We start from the raw sequence: 14974 nt of genomic DNA on the forward strand, positions 1-14974 counted from the left end.
TGGAAAGCTTAAGTATTGGGGGTGTTACTTAGTATTGGGGGTGATACTTGCTCTTCAGCACTGAGCCAAAGACGTCGCTGGATGAGCTCTTTGACAGGGAGGTTGAGGTGGAGAGGTTTAGGAGTGGCCTTAATGAGCGGTTGGTCCTTGTGCTTGGGATTAGGAGGGTTGGTAAGTCCAGCCTTGTGCTTTCTGTCCTTAATTCCCTTGGTATTGACTATGTATTTATTGATGTTAGGAAGCTCTATGACGACGTCTCGAGGAAGGTACCGGCGGAGAGGATATACGAGGAGCTAAAGTCATCATTACGTAGACTCAGCCTTTGGTGGAGGATTAGGGATATCATTAGTGAGGTTGATGTATCCCTCGGGCCTGCCAGGCTTAAGTTAAGTGCCTCGAGGATTAGGGATGGCATTGCGAGGATTCTTGAGACCATTAATAATGCCGGTAGGCGCGTGGTCCTGGTACTTGACGAGGCTCAATACCTCAGGTACTCAACCATAGGCCTTAGGCCATTGCTGGCGTACGCCTATGATCACCTGAGGAACATAACCCTGGTACTCACTGGTAGTGAGGTCGGCCTACTCAATGACTTTCTGGGCCTTAATGATCCATCATCCGAGTTCTACGGTAGGTATTACTACGTTGTGGAGCTAAGGCCATTCGATAGGGGGCGTTCCATGGAATTCCTGAGGAGGGGGTTCAGGGAGTTGGGCATTACAGTCGATGATAGGGTCATCGAGAGGGCTGTTGATGAGTTAGGCGGCATTGTTGGTTGGCTCGTCTACTTCGGCAGGCTCTACTGAGAGGGGTGAGGATGCGATCAATGAGGTTAAGGAGGTTGGGGCCAACCTCGTTAGGGCTGAGTTGGAGGAGTTGTTCTCAAGGAGTCGGTATTACCGGTACGTGATGGAGGCCGTCGCAGTGCTTGGCAGGGCCAGGTGGGGTGACGTGATGAGATACGTAATGGCTAGACTCGGAACAAGGCCAACAAACGCCACCCTCTCCCGGGACTTAAACAACCTGGTCAAAATGGGGTTCCTGACCAAGGACGGCGATTTATACAGTATTCCAGACCCAATAATTAGGTACGCCGTGTTAAAGATGAGGTAGTTAATACGATACTTTACGTTTTTCACACCGCCCCCTCATTTACCTATGGTGGCCTTATTACTGATGAGGGTATCGTTGGCACCGTGAACACTTCGTTGAACCTCCTTAAAGTGTACGTAGGCGTGCCAAAAGCTCAAAACCCTCAATAAAGTCTGAGAGGAAGAGACGTGAACCAGGGAATTAGGAGGATCGCCAGTGCCCTTATTAATGTTCCAATATTATTGCCTAAATTGCCTCGTGAATCGGGCGAAGAGGTCCTTAACCTTACTAGGGCTGCGCGTCGTATGGCTTAGCAAAAGGTATTAAAGGCCGTGATTGGTTATAATACTGGTGGTTCAGGACCTTAAGCAATAATTGCTCAAGTTACTTGAGGAGGATGAGGAGTTCAGGCTCATGGTAGCCGCTAAGTTGGGAATACTGGATATCCATTCAATGCTTAAGGAGCTCATGAACGCAGTCAATAAGTTAATTGAGGTTGATAGAGGCGTGTTAGAGAACCAGGATAGGATGCTGGACGCGTTCAAGGGCATTTTAGAGAACCTAGATAGGTTATGGCAGGAGGTTAGGGCGTTGCGTGAGGGTCAGGAGGCCATGAGGAATGACGTGAGTAAATTATGGGAGGAGAATAGGAGAATCAATGAGAATATTGAGAAATTGTGGCAGGAGGTTAAGGTCTTGAGGGAGGGTCAGAGTAAGTTGTGGGAGGAGGTCGTCAAGATTTGGGGTGAGATTAGGGATATGAGGATGGAGCTTAGGGGCCTTAGGGATCTCTACGGTGGTTTATCAAAGTCCGTTGGGTCTATACTCGAGATGAATGCTAGGCATTACCTACCAGTTTGGGTCAGGAATAACCTGGGCCTTAATATAGGTAGGTTGAGGAGGTTTGTTGTTAGGGGCGTAGTCGAGGTTGACGGTTACGCCGAGGTTAATGGGAGAGCCGTGGTCGTTGAGATCAAGGCGACCCTGAGGTTGGACGATGTCCTGGAGTTCGTGAACTCGAAGCTCCCAAAGATCAGGGAATCGAGGCCTGGCGTTGAGGTGATTCCAATAATAGTCTATGTGAATGAGGCTGAGGATACCGATAAGGCCATCAAGTACGCCAGGAAGAGCGGGGTCAAGGTGCTCAGGCACATTGGTGAGGACGAATTTGAGGAGGCCTAACTACCCACGCCCAGCCTAGATTAGACACGCAAGCCTTTAAGCCTTAATTACCGACTTACTATACATCCCTGCCTACCCCCATTTCCCCAATCTAAAGGGCAGGTCACGGTAGTGCCTTATTAATTAAGTTGGTAGTACTCTATCGATGAGGAGTAGGGGTTCACTATCGACAATACTCGCCGGAATACTGGTCTTAATCGCCCTACTCATGGGCATCGGCATAGCCATAGAGGTCATGTCGGCGGTAATAACCCTAGAAAACCTAGCGGTCAACCACGTGAATACCGTCGGCAGGGCAGCAGCCACATACAGTGGATTAATAATCCAGGGAGACACGCTACTAAGCACCAAGGCCCAGTGACGGTAATAGCGCGGTGACGCCAGGTGGTTTTAAGGCTATGAACATGACAACGTATGAGTACGTAAACAACGGCACAGAGCCCGAACTACTACTGACCAATGTCGGGCCCGTGCTACTAGACCCAACCCAGCAGTCGGTTAGTGATGCCAGGTTAGTGAGTGGCGGCATGAACATAATTAGTAACTACCTAAATCACTGGGTCGAGGCCGTGGTGGTCACCGGGCAGGGCAGTGAGCAGTTGTTTAGTGGCGTGGTCGTAATGATCAATGACGAGTTCTACCTACTGCACATATCCAGGGATAATGACCCGAGCTACATCGTCGGCCCACTAATGGGGAGTAACGCCTACGTGATTCATGACTACGGCATTGGCCAGTACGGCTGCGAAGCCCTCTACTCATTCCCCTGGAAGTGGTTTGTCAATGAACCGCCGAGTAACACCACATGCCCAGCACCACCACCAGGCCCGGTAACCACACTCCTGTACCAGGGGTATTGGCCTGAATTGTCGATAATTCTCATAAACACGACCGCGATAAAGATCGAGGTAACGTTTAAGGAGGGGACCAGATTCTCGGCAATGCCCCAGTACTTCACACTGAGTTTCCTGGACCAGGGAAGCGCCAGGTGGTTGAGCCCAACCTGCGTTGGAGCTGGTGAGTACCGGGGATGCTCATTCACAATGGGCGCCATGTACTCAACACTACAGCAGAACCTCAATTACAGCATTGTGGTTAACTTCGGCCGGGAGGCACCGAGGAACTACTACCTAATAATGACCATAACCTACGTGGATGGCCTACCCAATGAGTGGTTCGTGTGGAACATAACCAATTACTCAGTGGTTAATTACCCAATGTGGCTCGACGCCGGCGGCCCACCAGCTAATGTCTTGTATGATGGTTAAGGTCAATGGCTCATTAACTCCCTATAGAGCCTGAGCCATGTGTATATTGACTCACCCCCAGCCACAAGCCTATCCCTCAGGACCCTATACGCCGTTGTGTAGCCCCTGAAAACGAGGAATGCATAGAAGGCATTCAACTTCGCCCTATCTCCAGCATCACTACCGAAGTCGCTTAACAGCATCCTCAGCGTGTGCGCATGCCTAACCCTGACCTCACCCTCCTCGCGGTTCCACCCAGCCACCAACTCACTTATGAAGCTCATGAACTCATCAATAAATCCCAGATAATCACTGGGGACCATACTCCTTAAGTACTCCCTATATCTGGTCTCCCAATCCCTGGGCATTGGTTAATCGCTTAATTAACGGGCCTATAAACTAATCGTGCAGGATACACAGCCTCATTCACCAACTGAACCCGCGCCAGGCCCGGGAAGACTGCCCTAGTGGGTGCTCAATGGGGCGTTGCTACGGATGTATAAAGAGTTTTTTTCAGGGTTGAAAGTGACTAACGACACGATTACGAGCACTTATAAATTATTGGGGAGTTGATTGTATGTATGCAGAGTAGAATGAATAGGAGGGGCATATCAAACGTGGTGGCTACGATAATACTCATAGCCGTGGCTATAGCGCTGGCTGTGGCGGTGGCTGTGTGGGTCTTCGGCCTAGCAGGCTCAGCGAGTAAGACATCGACGTTGACTGTTGTAATGGCGCAGTTAACTGGTGTTTCTAGTGGTAAACCCACCTTGACTCTTACGGTAAGTAATCCGTCGAGTAGCTCAATATCCATAGTAGCGTTGGTAATAGGGTCATCAACCTGCCAGTCACCAAGTAATAGTCCAATAATACAAATAAGCGCAGGCGCCCAGGGAGAAATTATATTCTCAGCAAGCAGTTCGACCAATGTAACTTCCTTAACTGTGACGGCACAAGGCAACGGCATAACTATACCAAGCAACTCAACCACATGTAACTCACCAATTAACTTCCAAACAGGTGTTCAGTACAGTGGCGAGCTAATAACAGCAAGCGGCCAGACATACCCATTCACAGTAACAGCAAGCTCATAATGAACTAGCGCCTTAAATAAATCGCATTAAAAATTATCCCTCTTTATTTTCTCTTCCATCTGTAGTGATTAATTTTGGCGTTGATCACCAATGTGTTAATGCCCTGAGTAGGTGCCTAATCATTAATGCGTGGTTATTGACCCCGGTTATGTGGATCCCATTCTTAATCAACGATTTGTAGAGCGCGTAGTTTGCGTATTCTCTTAAGTGCCTATTGCAGTTGTTCCCGTTGCTCCCTAACCTGCGGCGCCCGGGAACCAGGGCGTCATTGACTGCCCAACCATCAATGCGTATATCCCCAGTACGACACCCTCATCAACGCACTGCCTAACAGCCCCTGGGACCCTCTCGACAACGCCCAGTAGGTCGTTTATGTACTCATTGACTGGCCTGTGATTTACGACTATGGCTAAGGTGGGGCCGAAGGCTATTGAGCCACTGTGGACTACCCTTACATGTGGCACACCATCAATCTCCAGGTCCCTAGGCCCAGGCCTCCCACCAACATCCGCAACCCCAACCAACCTACTCCCAAGTCTCCTGGCAGTTTCGTAGTACCTCATGAATGAGTCCTCGAGGATCGCCCCATTAACAATCACGTCGCCGGCCTCGGCAATACCGAGCATCCTCAGCAGCGCCTCGGCGCCGCCGTAGCTAACGCAGTGAACCTCATCGGCGCCTAACGGCTTATCACCGCAGCGTGGGCATCACTCATGAATACTACGGACTCGCTCGGCCTCACGACCTCGACATTGACCCTAAGCACGCCACCAGGACTCCCAGCGCCGCCTGGTATGTAGGTGATCAGCCTCATGCGTCGCCACCCATAGGTCCTCAATACACACCTTGTTAATCCACAGTCTCCGGCTGACCCGGGTAATAAATAATTAATTCTTAATGAGGATCATGACCCTAATCAATTAATTATTCCCCGCCTCAGTCGTTAGATGTACTTCCTAGGTTGGTGATGAGTATTCATACTACTGCAGGTCTGATGGTCGAGACATAGCTGATCAACGTCTCTGCGGTCCCCGTTGAATTGCCTCATCATCAGCGCTATTGAGACCACGGATGCCGAGGACACCATGAGCATTGAGGCCGCGACTAAGGCGTGTGGGTTCCTGGCGATGAAGCCGAGTATTGTCATGTAAGCGCCAATCATTGCCAGCGCCGTCGTTACCGCCACAAAGGCGTAGTCCAAGAGACCCATCAATAATAACCACAGGCCAGGGTTAATAAGATAACCAAGTAAAATAGGTGATGGGTATAAATAGGCAGCCTTAAATTAGCCTGGTGTTGGGGGTCACGAGCCGTACAACCCTGCAGGCGTCCCTGGGGATATTTCCACAGAGTCTTGGGTTGATGTACATTAATGGGTACGTTAGAGGCAGAAGTAGTAACGGCATGGTTAACCAGGTTAGTGCGTAGAACAATGCTAATTACAAAAGTCGGAACTTTTAATTAATGCCTCATTTTTATGCCTAGCTACTCATTCAGGCGCCCTGTTATGCATTGGTGGCAGCGTTCTTAAATTAATGCTTTGACCCGTTACTATCAATGATTAATTACCTACCGATTGCCGTGAGGGTGTGTATTAATAACCAAGCTTATTCCTGCCAGTGTTGTTAGGTGTTAAAGACGTTGATTACGTAGACGCGATTGTTAAGTTTAATGAAAGCCTATTGAAATAATTAAAATATTAAAATAATGTTAAGTTACTTAAGCAACCCGTGGTAGGGGCCTTAATAGGCAGTTCATGATTCCCAGGGAGGTTAGGGAGGAATTTAGCATTAGACTTATTTGATTGATTAGGGAGGAAGAAGGAAAGAAGGAGAAGTGCGTTTTTAATTGGTGAGGCCGCGCCAAAGCCTCACTTATTTGCTGAGTGATGCCAAGGCTGATAGTGCCTGGGCAGCGCCATAAACATTCAGCTGGCCTAGCCCGGTCACGGGGCTCCACTGATATGGCACTGACCAGTACAGGCCGTTGTCTCCGCCCAGTGTTGGAACATGGCCCCCGATATGCCGCTGAAGAAGCTCATGGTCGTTATCGTGATATTGCTCACGTAGGCTCACTGGGCATGTAGTGGTATACAAGGTACATACTCGGTGCCAAGTCACCTATTGTGTAGTCAGTGCCGGTGCCGTATAGGTAGCTCTGTATGGTCGTGGTCATGCCGGCGGTCAATGGCGTTGCCAGGCTTGTGCCGCCTATGAAGTATGGAGGTATAACGCCATTAAGCACAATAAACACGCCGGTGTATGGGTCAGCGTCAGCGGCAATGTCCGGCACACCCCTCATTCCCACGGTGTTGAACCAAATGCCCAGGTCCGGCTCATACACGTACTGCACCTGGTACGGAATACTAATTAACTTCTGACCAGGGGTCTCCGTGAATGTGAAGGAGTAGCCACCACCACTACCCCAGACTATGAATGGGTTCCAGTTCCAGGCAGTCTCCATGCGCTGTGCATAACCGCCAATGAATTGGGCGAACAACTCAGTACCACCGACACCAGTCACCCATGGGTCGCTGGCTGGGTATAGGACGCTTGGTTCCATGGGCATGTTGAATGCGAACCACTGTACGTCATAGGCACCCCAATCACCCGACGCTGCAAATGCCCCGATGCCCTCTGCGGCTGCTTGCATGAATATTTCGTCATAGCCGTAGAGTAGGTTGTAACTTGGCGGCGGGTAATAGAACATGTCCTCCCAGGAACCCCAACTCATGCTAATGAAGTTGGCTAGGGAGTTATTAACACGTACTCTACATCAACGAATAAGTCATCACCAGAGTCCGGGGCAACAACAAGGAGTATCTTGCCCCAGGGGCCATTGTGTGGGCATACTCAATGTCCAACGCAGTCTCCCATGACCAACCCTCGGCATAGGGCAGGTTATAAGGCGTGAGCATCGGCACACCGGTTGGGTAGATGATTGTGCATGAGGCTGGCGGTGGTAGGTAGAATATGCTGTCGAAGGTCGCCAGGTCATTGCAAGCAACGTTCTGGTAAACATACTGACTGGCCAGCGTGAAGTTAACATCACCAAAGGCATCAACAATGGCTATCGTCAAGCCCTGGCCCGTGTAACCGCTGTAGAATAGTGGCAATTCATCATACATCCACTCAAGGCCGATTGGGAACCAGATAACTGCGTAGCCCCACTCCTCCTGGGCACTCCTCAATGCATTTAGGCGTAGGCCATGCCCATGAGACTCGGCTTAGCCATTAGGTACTGAGCAATTAACTGGGCCATGTTGAGCCTGGCATAGGCCGGCCTTCCATTAACCCTAACGGCACTACCCAACAACTGGCCTGGCTTAGGCCGCTTGGTAGTGGCTCCTTAACAATCATTGGCTGGTACTGAGGCGCCTTACTATGCACCGCGAAGTAACCCAGCGGTATGCACTCCCCAGCCAGTATCCACTGGGTTATGTTGCTTGGTGCTGATTGTAGGGCTGTTAGGAAGTTGTCCACTGCCGATGCATTGCCCGTGGCCTCAATGAGCATTGGGAAGGTGTAGTTGACTATAAGGCCGTTCTGCTCCGCCAGGCTCGTTATGTAACTAAAGACGTAACCCGGCGGTGAATACCACTCAGCAAACTCCTGAGGAGTAATGAATTCGTGGTAATACGGACTGGATAGATTGTAGTACATTTGGTCTAGGAGGTATAGTAAGCCGTTGGGTGTGGTTACGTTATTTAGCCTTAGCCACACAATCACGTGACTCAAGTTAGAACCAGGAACACCAGGCACGACCTCAGTGCATGTGAAGTACTGGGGCATTGACTGCTGCGCATGGGCCACTGATGCCGTGACTGCCAGGGTTATTACTAGGAACAGAACCACGTAGGTTAATTTCCCCATCATCGAGTAAAGCAATTAAGGCTCCCTTTAAAGCATTACCCTCATTTTTAAAGAGGACTCGGTAAACATTGTGAATATGGTCAACGAATGCATAGGGCGTTAGGGCGCCGGTAAAATTAAACTAATACCTTAAAAAAATAATTTTAATTTAATTAATAATCCACAACACCGAAGTGGGTTACCTTTAAATTCTGGGTGTTGCCCCCTATTCGATGGTTGAGGAGATAACCTGCGAGAGGTGCGAGCTCAATAATGGAGTCCTAAACTGCAGCGGTTGTAGGGTTAGTGGGAGACCGGCTGTTAGGGAGCGTTAATGGCCATAATGGGCGCGAGTACACTATACCTACTCATATCCCTACTAACAACCAGCATATACCAAATACCACTCATCGCAATCCCCACAGCAATCACAATCGCACTAAGCCTATACACAATCTACGCATTAAATAAGGGGGTCAGTAAGGCCTTAATCGCCGCGACAGCCACGGCAATAGCCCTCGGACTAGCAACAACGCTAATCATCTTCACAATTGGGTTGAGAGCCTCGGCAGCAGCCCTGGGCTCGGGCTGGGTAATCTACGGGGTCGGGGCCTACGAACTACTGAGGCTCTCGAGGGCATAAATATATACTTACCATGAAATTATAAATATTTTATTTATAAGTTCCAACGAATCGATAGGGCGCAGTGGAAAATTCAACGAATGTTCCAAGGGTGTTCTTTAAAAACCCCCAACCCCAAAGCGTCCTGATGAATCCAAAACCATAACCGGGAGTAGAAAAGTAATAATACCACTAGTAATAACACTAGCGCTGATGATAATAGCGATAGTGGCGTTGGCACAACAATCCAGTGTAACGTACATGCCCGTGCTAAACTTCACGCCGGTAAAAGGTACGTCTGGCCAGACAATAACTATTACAGTACAAAACGGCTATTTCTCACCATATGCAACCGTGGAAATATACTTTAATAACACCTACATAACATCCGTATCAGCCAACGCAACCGGCGGAGTCTACGCAATCATTCAAGTCCCATATAACTTATCAGCCGGCAGTTACAACATAACAGCGATAAGTAATGGCGAGGTTGCTTACTATGAAGGGTATTTATTCAATGAAACCTTCTCGTTAAGCCCAGGCTTTGGCCCGCCGGGAAGCACCGTTTACTTCACGGGCTTTGGCTTCCAGCCGGGTGAAACGGTTAAGGTGTACTTCGACGGTACTGTCGTCGCCACGGTAACGGCGAATAGTTCAGGCTACGTAAGTGGTTCGTTCACGGTGCCGTTAACCGCGACCGTCGGCTCCCAGAAGCCGAACACAGTGGTAGCCGTTGGCCAAACCAGCGGCGTCACCTACGTGTCCCTATTCTACGTTACTAATGCTAGTATAACCTTATCAGAGAAAAAAAGCCACAATGGGCACGAATATATACGTAAGTGGTTCAGGATTCCCAGCAAACCAGTATGTGGTGCTGTGCTTTAACAACATTGTAGTTAACACAGCATACACGAGCTCCAGCGGCACATTCGTAACGAACTTTACAGTGCCGCAGATGCCAAACGGAACCTACCCAGTGGTGGCGATGGCGTCAATAAACGCAGTACCCATAGGCTCAAAGTGCCCGTTCGTCGGCGAGGCTTATGAGGGTGGCTACGCAAAAGCGAACCTAACCGTAGTACCAAGCTAGTGGTCAGCACAACAACCACATGCCCACAGTACAGCATTACCGTTACTGGTTACGGATTCCCAGCAAACACGTCCATAGCATTACTACTAAATGGCACAACATTACAGACAACAACCACGAACTCCTCCGGTACATTCACGATAACAATAACAGCACCACAAACACCAGGCACTTACACACTAACCACAAACGTTACATACATGGGCTACCCAACACCAGTCACCATAAATGTCACGCCACCGTACGTACAGGTCAATGGGCAGAGCAGTGTCTCAGGCATAGTCGGTGGCACAGTAACCGTTAGCGGCGCATGCTTCCCACCAACTAAACCCGTGAACCTATACATAAACAATGTTGAGTATCCAAGTGTAACCACGACAAGCTCACAGGGTAGTTTCAGCGTCAACGTGGACCTACCACTACTACCGCCAGGCACGTACACAGTATACGCAGAAGTAAATAATATACACAGCGTTGTAAATGCCAGCGTAACAATACTACAGCCGCAGATAGTCTCGGTAACACCAACGGCAGGCGGTGAGGGTAGCTGCTTCGTGATTAAGGGCATAAACTTCGCAAACGCCACGCTCTACAGCATTGCCGTAACCATAAACGGGGCAACCTACACATACGGAGAGTACAGTGAGTACGTGAATAGGTCATCAGTAGCTAATGCATTTGGAGTTTCCTGTAGTCAAAGTGTTACGTTATACGCGAACGGTACTGTGATACTGCCGGTAATTGTACCCGTGACCACGCCCGGCCCGTACACGGTGTACGTCAACTCAACAGTCCACTCATCGTTGATAAGTCCTACTGGCGTCCCATCAACGACACCTGAGGAAATTGTGCCATCAACCATAACGGCGCCTAACGACACGTTGTACGCAACCACGAGCTTCACCGTGCAGCCCTCCTACATAACCGTGACGCCAACCCAAGTTGTTGGTGGTCAGCAAATACTAATAACGGGCTATAACTTCTACCCAGGGTCGCCAGTAACTATAATTGTTAATGGCACGAACGTGACGTCGGTAATTGTTGGCTCCAACGGTCAGTTCAGCGCCACATACACAGTACCGAGCTACCTAACCAGCGGCGTGCTCTACATTGTGGCTGAGGAGAACTACACAAGCTACATCGCCGGCACCCCGCCAAACGCTGTCGGTAATGCGACCGCCACCGTCAAGATAGTCAACTTCTACATTGCTGTGCTTGACGACCTAACAAAGCTACTGCAGTGCTGCAGCAGTGTTAATGCAACGCTACAGCAACTAATGAGTAAGGTGGAGGGGGTGGCCAGTGAGGTTAGTACGGTATACAGCACGGTGCTCAGCATGAACTCCACACTAACATCAATCAGCAGTACGTTGAGTAGCATTAGCTCGACACTATCATCAATGCAGAGCACGCTCACGAGCATACAGGGCATGCTATCATCAATAAGCAATACATTAACGACGATACAGGGCATATTGACGGCGGACTTCTCAACTGTGATTAGCGACTTATCATCAATGCAGAGTACGCTGAGCACGATAAACAGCAATGTGCTGAGTGTCAATAGCACAGTGACTTACTATGCTCAGCAGTTGCTGAGTGGTATAAGTAACATACAGAGTATGATACAGGGCCTGCAGACAACACTATCGAGTCAGTACAGCACGATAGAGGGCCAGTTGGGCGCCATTGGCAGTGGCTGGTTAGTGTTAATAATACCGTTACGTACTACGGAAGCAACATACTGAGTGCTGTGCAGAGCATTAACACCACAGTGCAGAGCGTTAAGTCGGTGGTGCCAAGCGTGATGACCGGCTACGGAAGCTATACATTCACGGCGCCGGGCACGTACACCATATACCAGAGCTCAACTGTCGGCCAGATAACGGTGACCCTGTACTACACCGGCTACAGCACTGTGTACATCTACGTATACCCAATACCCGGCGATACGACGCACGTGGTTAAGCTGCAGGTGACGAGCAGCGCGGGCTACACAGTGACTGTGTCTGGCTGGAGGGTTGACGTATACGTGACGTCGGCATCATCAGTCTCGCCAGTCACTGTGTACTACTCATACACCGCAATATCGTGATGAAACCTAAGGCTTAAAACATCTAAAAACTCAAAATTAATCCTTTCCCCTTCTCCCTTCTTTTCCTCCAGTAATACATGCGCATTAACAATTTATTTTGCATATATGGATTAAGTAAGACCATCCTTCCAAAGACCTGATGGGAACCCCACTGAAGGTTTACGCGGTGATTATCGGATTAATAACCCTAGCCTCACGGCCTTAGTTAATGCCCAGGTGCTCGTGCTACCGCCTCAGGGCCCCTGGCTAAGCGAGAGCATGGCCATCCAGGCGCCAAGCTACCTGGTGGTGCTACCCGCCGGGTGTAACCCGCAGCAGCCCTACAACCTGTATGTGTTCACGCCGAGCCAATACAGCGCCTGGGCCTCTGGGGGACCGCGGGGCTATCTACGCGGGGGAGCTAACTAATGGGCCCCGACTGCGGTTTACCTAGGCCCGGGGGAGTACGTCGTCGTGATATACCCGGAACCAAGCAATTACAATACCTGCCTATCAATCACTGGGCCTAGCCAGGGCCTGGCCATGGGGCTCGTAAGCCTGCCCAACAACCCAATAAGCACTGATGAGGCCCTTGGGTACTTCAGTATATCCTCAATAAACGCCTATAGCCAGAACGCCAGTCAGTACGGGGTGCCGCCTGACGGGGCTGGCCTGCAGTTAAGTGCCGTGGTCGTCCTGCAGCTCGCGACGGCTCAACACAGTACTACCTGGTCCAGGACATACTCAGGCTGGAGACCCAGGGTGGGTACTACTCGGTGGCCGACGTGGTCTGGAACGAGACCGCCACGCCCAGCACACTAACTGGGGTTGTGGGTAATGGGGAAGTCACGGCCTACGGCGTTGACGAGGCCTACGAATACTCAACCCCCTTCAGCACCTACAAACTGCCGCTGAGTGGTTACTTGATCATTGACGTGGCCGTGTCGGGAGGCTCGGCAGTCATAGGCCTCGGCTACACCATAATACAGAGCGGCGCCTATAGGCCGCCCCAGGTGGTTTGGTTCGACAACGTAACCATAGCCCCAGACTCCCCAGTGGTCAGTGCCTTCATTGAGGCGTATAACGGTAGGTTAACGGGCTCCGGGAGACCCATGAGCCTGGAACTGGTTTTTGGGGGTTATGGGAATGGCGAGATAACGACATTCAAAAGCCTAAGTGCCGAGTTGGCCCTGGCCTACTGGGATGGGTCGGGGTGGGCCTCGCCACCAAGCATCTACGACTACTCCCTAAACCCCGTGGGGTCGGCCACGGACCTGAGGGTGCTGATGCAGGGGAGCGTGGCCACGGTCAGCACGGGTAGCCAGATCCAGGCCTAATAAGTCCCCAGCCCCGGCCCTGCCCATGACATACATAGCCGTTTACAACCCGGTCACGAACGGTCTCAACACCACCTACGTAACCCAGCCAATCACTGTGACCCAGCCCTAGACAATATACGTGGGGCCAGGGGCTAGGTATGTGCTTGTTGGTTATTATGTGAATGGCGCCTACACGACGACCCAACCCACGATAAGCCCAGCACCTGGTTCACGGCGTATGAAGTGGAGGCCCAGTACCAGGGGCAGTATCTGATGAGTATAACGAGCCCGTTGCCGATCACTGTGAATGGGGCAACAACCGCAAACTACACCAGCTGGGTCTGGGCTGGCTCCCTTCTCAACCTAACAACCAGTAATGTTTATCTAACCAACGGAACCATGTTTGCCCCATCGGTGGGTAATGAGTCGATTATCGTATCCTCACCGATAAGTATGGGAATTACCTGGACCCCATACTACCTAGTGAATATAACTAGTGAGTACCCGGTCAGTCAATGGGACGCTGACCAGGGAGTACAGCGCCTACGTTAGGGCCGGGTCGACCATAGTGGTGAGGGCCGATCCCGTGGCGAAGTACCTGGGCCTCGTGATAATGCACCCAAATGCCACGTCGCTGACCATAGTGGTTAACAAACCGGTCAGGCTATTCATAGCCTACACACCAAACTACACAAACCTGCTCCTGCTCATGTTCCTCATCGCCCTTGCACTGGCCGTCGCCCTAATGAGAGGCGCCTGGGCAATGGCGAGGACTGGGGCGAGGAGGTTCAGTTATAGGAATGTTGGGTGGGTGGTGACGGCCGTGAACACCAGGCGGGCCTGCGGTGCAGGGGTTAGTAGGTGAATTAGGACTTGGGCAGCCAACGCGGCCAGCGCAAGGGCAACCCAAAGGCACTCAAGGCGGCACCGCATAATGTGGTTGCCGGCATGACCCCATTTAATAGTATTACCCCTAATACATCAACTCAACCTACTACTGCTCAATGCCGAATCCGTTCCTCGCAATCGCCAGCGACACCATCTACTACATTTACAACAACTGGGCATTGAGCCGCAGTATAATTGGTCGGTACTATACCTATCGTCAAACCCTCACGGCGTTGGCACCTACCTATCCACCCAGGGCGACGTGTTACTACCCCAAAGCTAATCACCATACCTGGTGATTCAGTGGGACCCAGGGTGGCAGAAACCCGGTGAGGTGACGCCAAGCGGGGGCCAATTCAACGTCTGGGTCGTAAGAAACCCAGGTAATGCCGCCAATGACTTAAGCGTCTACGTAGTGGGCGGCGTGGGTAACGGCCACTTCACCCCGGGCCCCGGCGACTACGTATGCCTATCGGTCACCTACGACCCATTGAGAAACGCCGTAATTGCCTACG

21 protein-coding genes are annotated in these 14974 nt (G+C 50.8%); 15 read left to right on the plus strand and 6 right to left on the minus strand.

Translation table 11 applies throughout. The features are described 5' to 3' along the window. The first annotated feature begins 47 nt into the window (after nucleotides 1–47). From JCM16161_RS07270 to JCM16161_RS07280, 5 genes are all read left to right on the plus strand, one after another. A complete protein-coding gene (locus JCM16161_RS07270; RefSeq protein ID WP_243670322.1) occupies nucleotides 48–806 on the plus strand; it encodes an ATP-binding protein in 759 nt (252 codons plus the stop codon). Further along, nucleotides 772–1113: a hypothetical protein gene (locus JCM16161_RS16705; RefSeq protein ID WP_243670323.1), complete on the plus strand. Its 342-nt coding sequence runs from the start codon at nucleotides 772–774 to the stop codon at nucleotides 1111–1113. Before JCM16161_RS07270 ends, JCM16161_RS16705 begins: the two co-directional genes overlap by 35 nt. A 354-nt stretch (nucleotides 1114–1467) precedes the next feature. Further along, nucleotides 1468–2274 carry a hypothetical protein gene (locus JCM16161_RS07275; RefSeq protein WP_054855443.1) on the plus strand — a complete coding sequence of 269 codons (807 nt, stop codon included), beginning with the start codon at nucleotides 1468–1470 and terminating at the stop codon, nucleotides 2272–2274. A 145-nt stretch (nucleotides 2275–2419) separates the two neighbouring features. After that, nucleotides 2420–2635, plus strand: a complete 216-nt coding sequence (locus JCM16161_RS16710; RefSeq protein WP_243670324.1) for a hypothetical protein — start codon at nucleotides 2420–2422, stop codon at nucleotides 2633–2635. A 13-nt stretch (nucleotides 2636–2648) separates the two neighbouring features. Continuing rightward, entirely contained in the window at nucleotides 2649–3542 is an 894-nt protein-coding gene (locus JCM16161_RS07280) for a hypothetical protein (RefSeq protein ID WP_243670325.1), read from the plus strand. Between the two features lie 2 nt (nucleotides 3543–3544). Here JCM16161_RS07280 and JCM16161_RS07285 read toward each other — a convergent pair whose 3' ends face one another. Then, complete coding sequence (locus JCM16161_RS07285) at nucleotides 3545–3889, minus strand: hypothetical protein (protein WP_054855444.1); 345 nt, start codon at nucleotides 3887–3889, stop codon at nucleotides 3545–3547. Nucleotides 3890–4102: 213 nt separating this feature from the next. On the opposite strand from JCM16161_RS07285, the gene JCM16161_RS07290 reads away from it, so the two are divergent. Further along, the gene (locus JCM16161_RS07290) at nucleotides 4103–4615 is read left to right on the plus strand and encodes a type IV pilin (RefSeq protein WP_243670326.1); all 513 of its coding nucleotides are present in this window, start codon (nucleotides 4103–4105) and stop codon (nucleotides 4613–4615) included. Between the two features lie 236 nt (nucleotides 4616–4851). Here JCM16161_RS07290 and JCM16161_RS07295 read toward each other — a convergent pair whose 3' ends face one another. The 5 genes from JCM16161_RS07295 to JCM16161_RS07315 all read right to left on the minus strand — a co-directional run bounded on the left by JCM16161_RS07295 (nucleotide 4852) and on the right by JCM16161_RS07315 (nucleotide 8490). Further along, nucleotides 4852–5241: a hypothetical protein gene (locus JCM16161_RS07295; RefSeq protein WP_054855445.1), complete on the minus strand. Its 390-nt coding sequence runs from the start codon at nucleotides 5239–5241 to the stop codon at nucleotides 4852–4854. Nucleotides 5242–5558: 317 nt separating this feature from the next. Next, entirely contained in the window at nucleotides 5559–5825 is a 267-nt protein-coding gene (locus JCM16161_RS07300; protein ID WP_054855446.1) for a hypothetical protein, read from the minus strand. Nucleotides 5826–6676: 851 nt separating this feature from the next. Beyond that, entirely contained in the window at nucleotides 6677–7348 is a 672-nt protein-coding gene (locus JCM16161_RS07305) for a hypothetical protein (RefSeq protein WP_054855447.1), read from the minus strand. Between the two features lie 37 nt (nucleotides 7349–7385). Further along, on the minus strand, nucleotides 7386–7805 hold the full coding sequence (locus JCM16161_RS07310; RefSeq protein WP_054855448.1) for a hypothetical protein: 420 nt from the start codon (nucleotides 7803–7805) through the stop codon (nucleotides 7386–7388). A 58-nt stretch (nucleotides 7806–7863) separates the two neighbouring features. Continuing rightward, nucleotides 7864–8490, minus strand: coding sequence for a hypothetical protein (locus tag JCM16161_RS07315; RefSeq protein WP_054855449.1), 627 nt, complete (start codon nucleotides 8488–8490; stop codon nucleotides 7864–7866). Between the two features lie 319 nt (nucleotides 8491–8809). On the opposite strand from JCM16161_RS07315, the gene JCM16161_RS07320 reads away from it, so the two are divergent. The 9 genes from JCM16161_RS07320 (at nucleotide 8810) to JCM16161_RS07345 (ending at nucleotide 14436) form a co-directional block, all read left to right on the plus strand. After that, entirely contained in the window at nucleotides 8810–9109 is a 300-nt protein-coding gene (locus JCM16161_RS07320; protein WP_243670327.1) for a hypothetical protein, read from the plus strand. A gap of 192 nt (nucleotides 9110–9301) precedes the next feature. Beyond that, entirely contained in the window at nucleotides 9302–9973 is a 672-nt protein-coding gene (locus JCM16161_RS07325; RefSeq protein WP_054855451.1) for a hypothetical protein, read from the plus strand. Next, a complete protein-coding gene (locus tag JCM16161_RS16715; protein WP_243670328.1) occupies nucleotides 9957–10178 on the plus strand; it encodes a hypothetical protein in 222 nt (73 codons plus the stop codon). Before JCM16161_RS07325 ends, JCM16161_RS16715 begins: the two co-directional genes overlap by 17 nt. Beyond that, complete coding sequence (locus JCM16161_RS07330) at nucleotides 10178–11926, plus strand: hypothetical protein (protein ID WP_054855452.1); 1749 nt, start codon at nucleotides 10178–10180, stop codon at nucleotides 11924–11926. The genes JCM16161_RS16715 and JCM16161_RS07330 overlap by 1 nt, the downstream gene beginning before the upstream one ends. A 5-nt stretch (nucleotides 11927–11931) precedes the next feature. Continuing rightward, nucleotides 11932–12273, plus strand: coding sequence for a hypothetical protein (locus tag JCM16161_RS07335; RefSeq protein WP_243670329.1), 342 nt, complete (start codon nucleotides 11932–11934; stop codon nucleotides 12271–12273). A gap of 453 nt (nucleotides 12274–12726) precedes the next feature. Continuing rightward, on the plus strand, nucleotides 12727–13074 hold the full coding sequence (locus JCM16161_RS16720) for a hypothetical protein (protein WP_243670337.1): 348 nt from the start codon (nucleotides 12727–12729) through the stop codon (nucleotides 13072–13074). Then, nucleotides 13002–13589 carry a thermopsin gene (locus JCM16161_RS07340; protein ID WP_243670911.1) on the plus strand — a complete coding sequence of 196 codons (588 nt, stop codon included), beginning with the start codon at nucleotides 13002–13004 and terminating at the stop codon, nucleotides 13587–13589. Before JCM16161_RS16720 ends, JCM16161_RS07340 begins: the two co-directional genes overlap by 73 nt. A 255-nt stretch (nucleotides 13590–13844) precedes the next feature. Beyond that, on the plus strand, nucleotides 13845–14123 hold the full coding sequence (locus JCM16161_RS16725; RefSeq protein WP_243670339.1) for a hypothetical protein: 279 nt from the start codon (nucleotides 13845–13847) through the stop codon (nucleotides 14121–14123). Then, the gene (locus JCM16161_RS07345) at nucleotides 14068–14436 is read left to right on the plus strand and encodes a hypothetical protein (protein ID WP_054855455.1); all 369 of its coding nucleotides are present in this window, start codon (nucleotides 14068–14070) and stop codon (nucleotides 14434–14436) included. The genes JCM16161_RS16725 and JCM16161_RS07345 overlap by 56 nt, the downstream gene beginning before the upstream one ends. Nucleotides 14437–14974: the final 538 nt, after the last annotated feature.

The sequence above is a fragment of the Vulcanisaeta sp. JCM 16161 genome (assembly GCF_001316285.1).

Bases quoted from the DNA above. Each gene is read 5' to 3' on its own strand.
- JCM16161_RS07300 (WP_054855446.1), bottom strand. From the start codon at position 5,825: ATGGGTCTCTTGGACTACGCCTTTGTGGCGGTAACGACGGCGCTGGCA.
- JCM16161_RS16725 (WP_243670339.1), top strand. From the start codon at position 13,845: ATGAGTATAACGAGCCCGTTGCCGATCACTGTGAATGGGGCAACAACC.
- JCM16161_RS07305 (WP_054855447.1), bottom strand. From the start codon at position 7,348: ATGAGTTGGGGTTCCTGGGAGGACATGTTCTATTACCCGCCGCCAAGT.
- JCM16161_RS07295 (WP_054855445.1), bottom strand. From the start codon at position 5,241: ATGCTCGGTATTGCCGAGGCCGGCGACGTGATTGTTAATGGGGCGATC.
- JCM16161_RS16710 (WP_243670324.1), top strand. From the start codon at position 2,420: ATGAGGAGTAGGGGTTCACTATCGACAATACTCGCCGGAATACTGGTC.
- JCM16161_RS07285 (WP_054855444.1), bottom strand. From the start codon at position 3,889: ATGCCCAGGGATTGGGAGACCAGATATAGGGAGTACTTAAGGAGTATG.
- JCM16161_RS07290 (WP_243670326.1), top strand. From the start codon at position 4,103: ATGCAGAGTAGAATGAATAGGAGGGGCATATCAAACGTGGTGGCTACG.
- JCM16161_RS07315 (WP_054855449.1), bottom strand. From the start codon at position 8,490: ATGATGGGGAAATTAACCTACGTGGTTCTGTTCCTAGTAATAACCCTG.
- JCM16161_RS07325 (WP_054855451.1), top strand. From the start codon at position 9,302: ATGATAATAGCGATAGTGGCGTTGGCACAACAATCCAGTGTAACGTAC.
- JCM16161_RS07320 (WP_243670327.1), top strand. From the start codon at position 8,810: ATGGGCGCGAGTACACTATACCTACTCATATCCCTACTAACAACCAGC.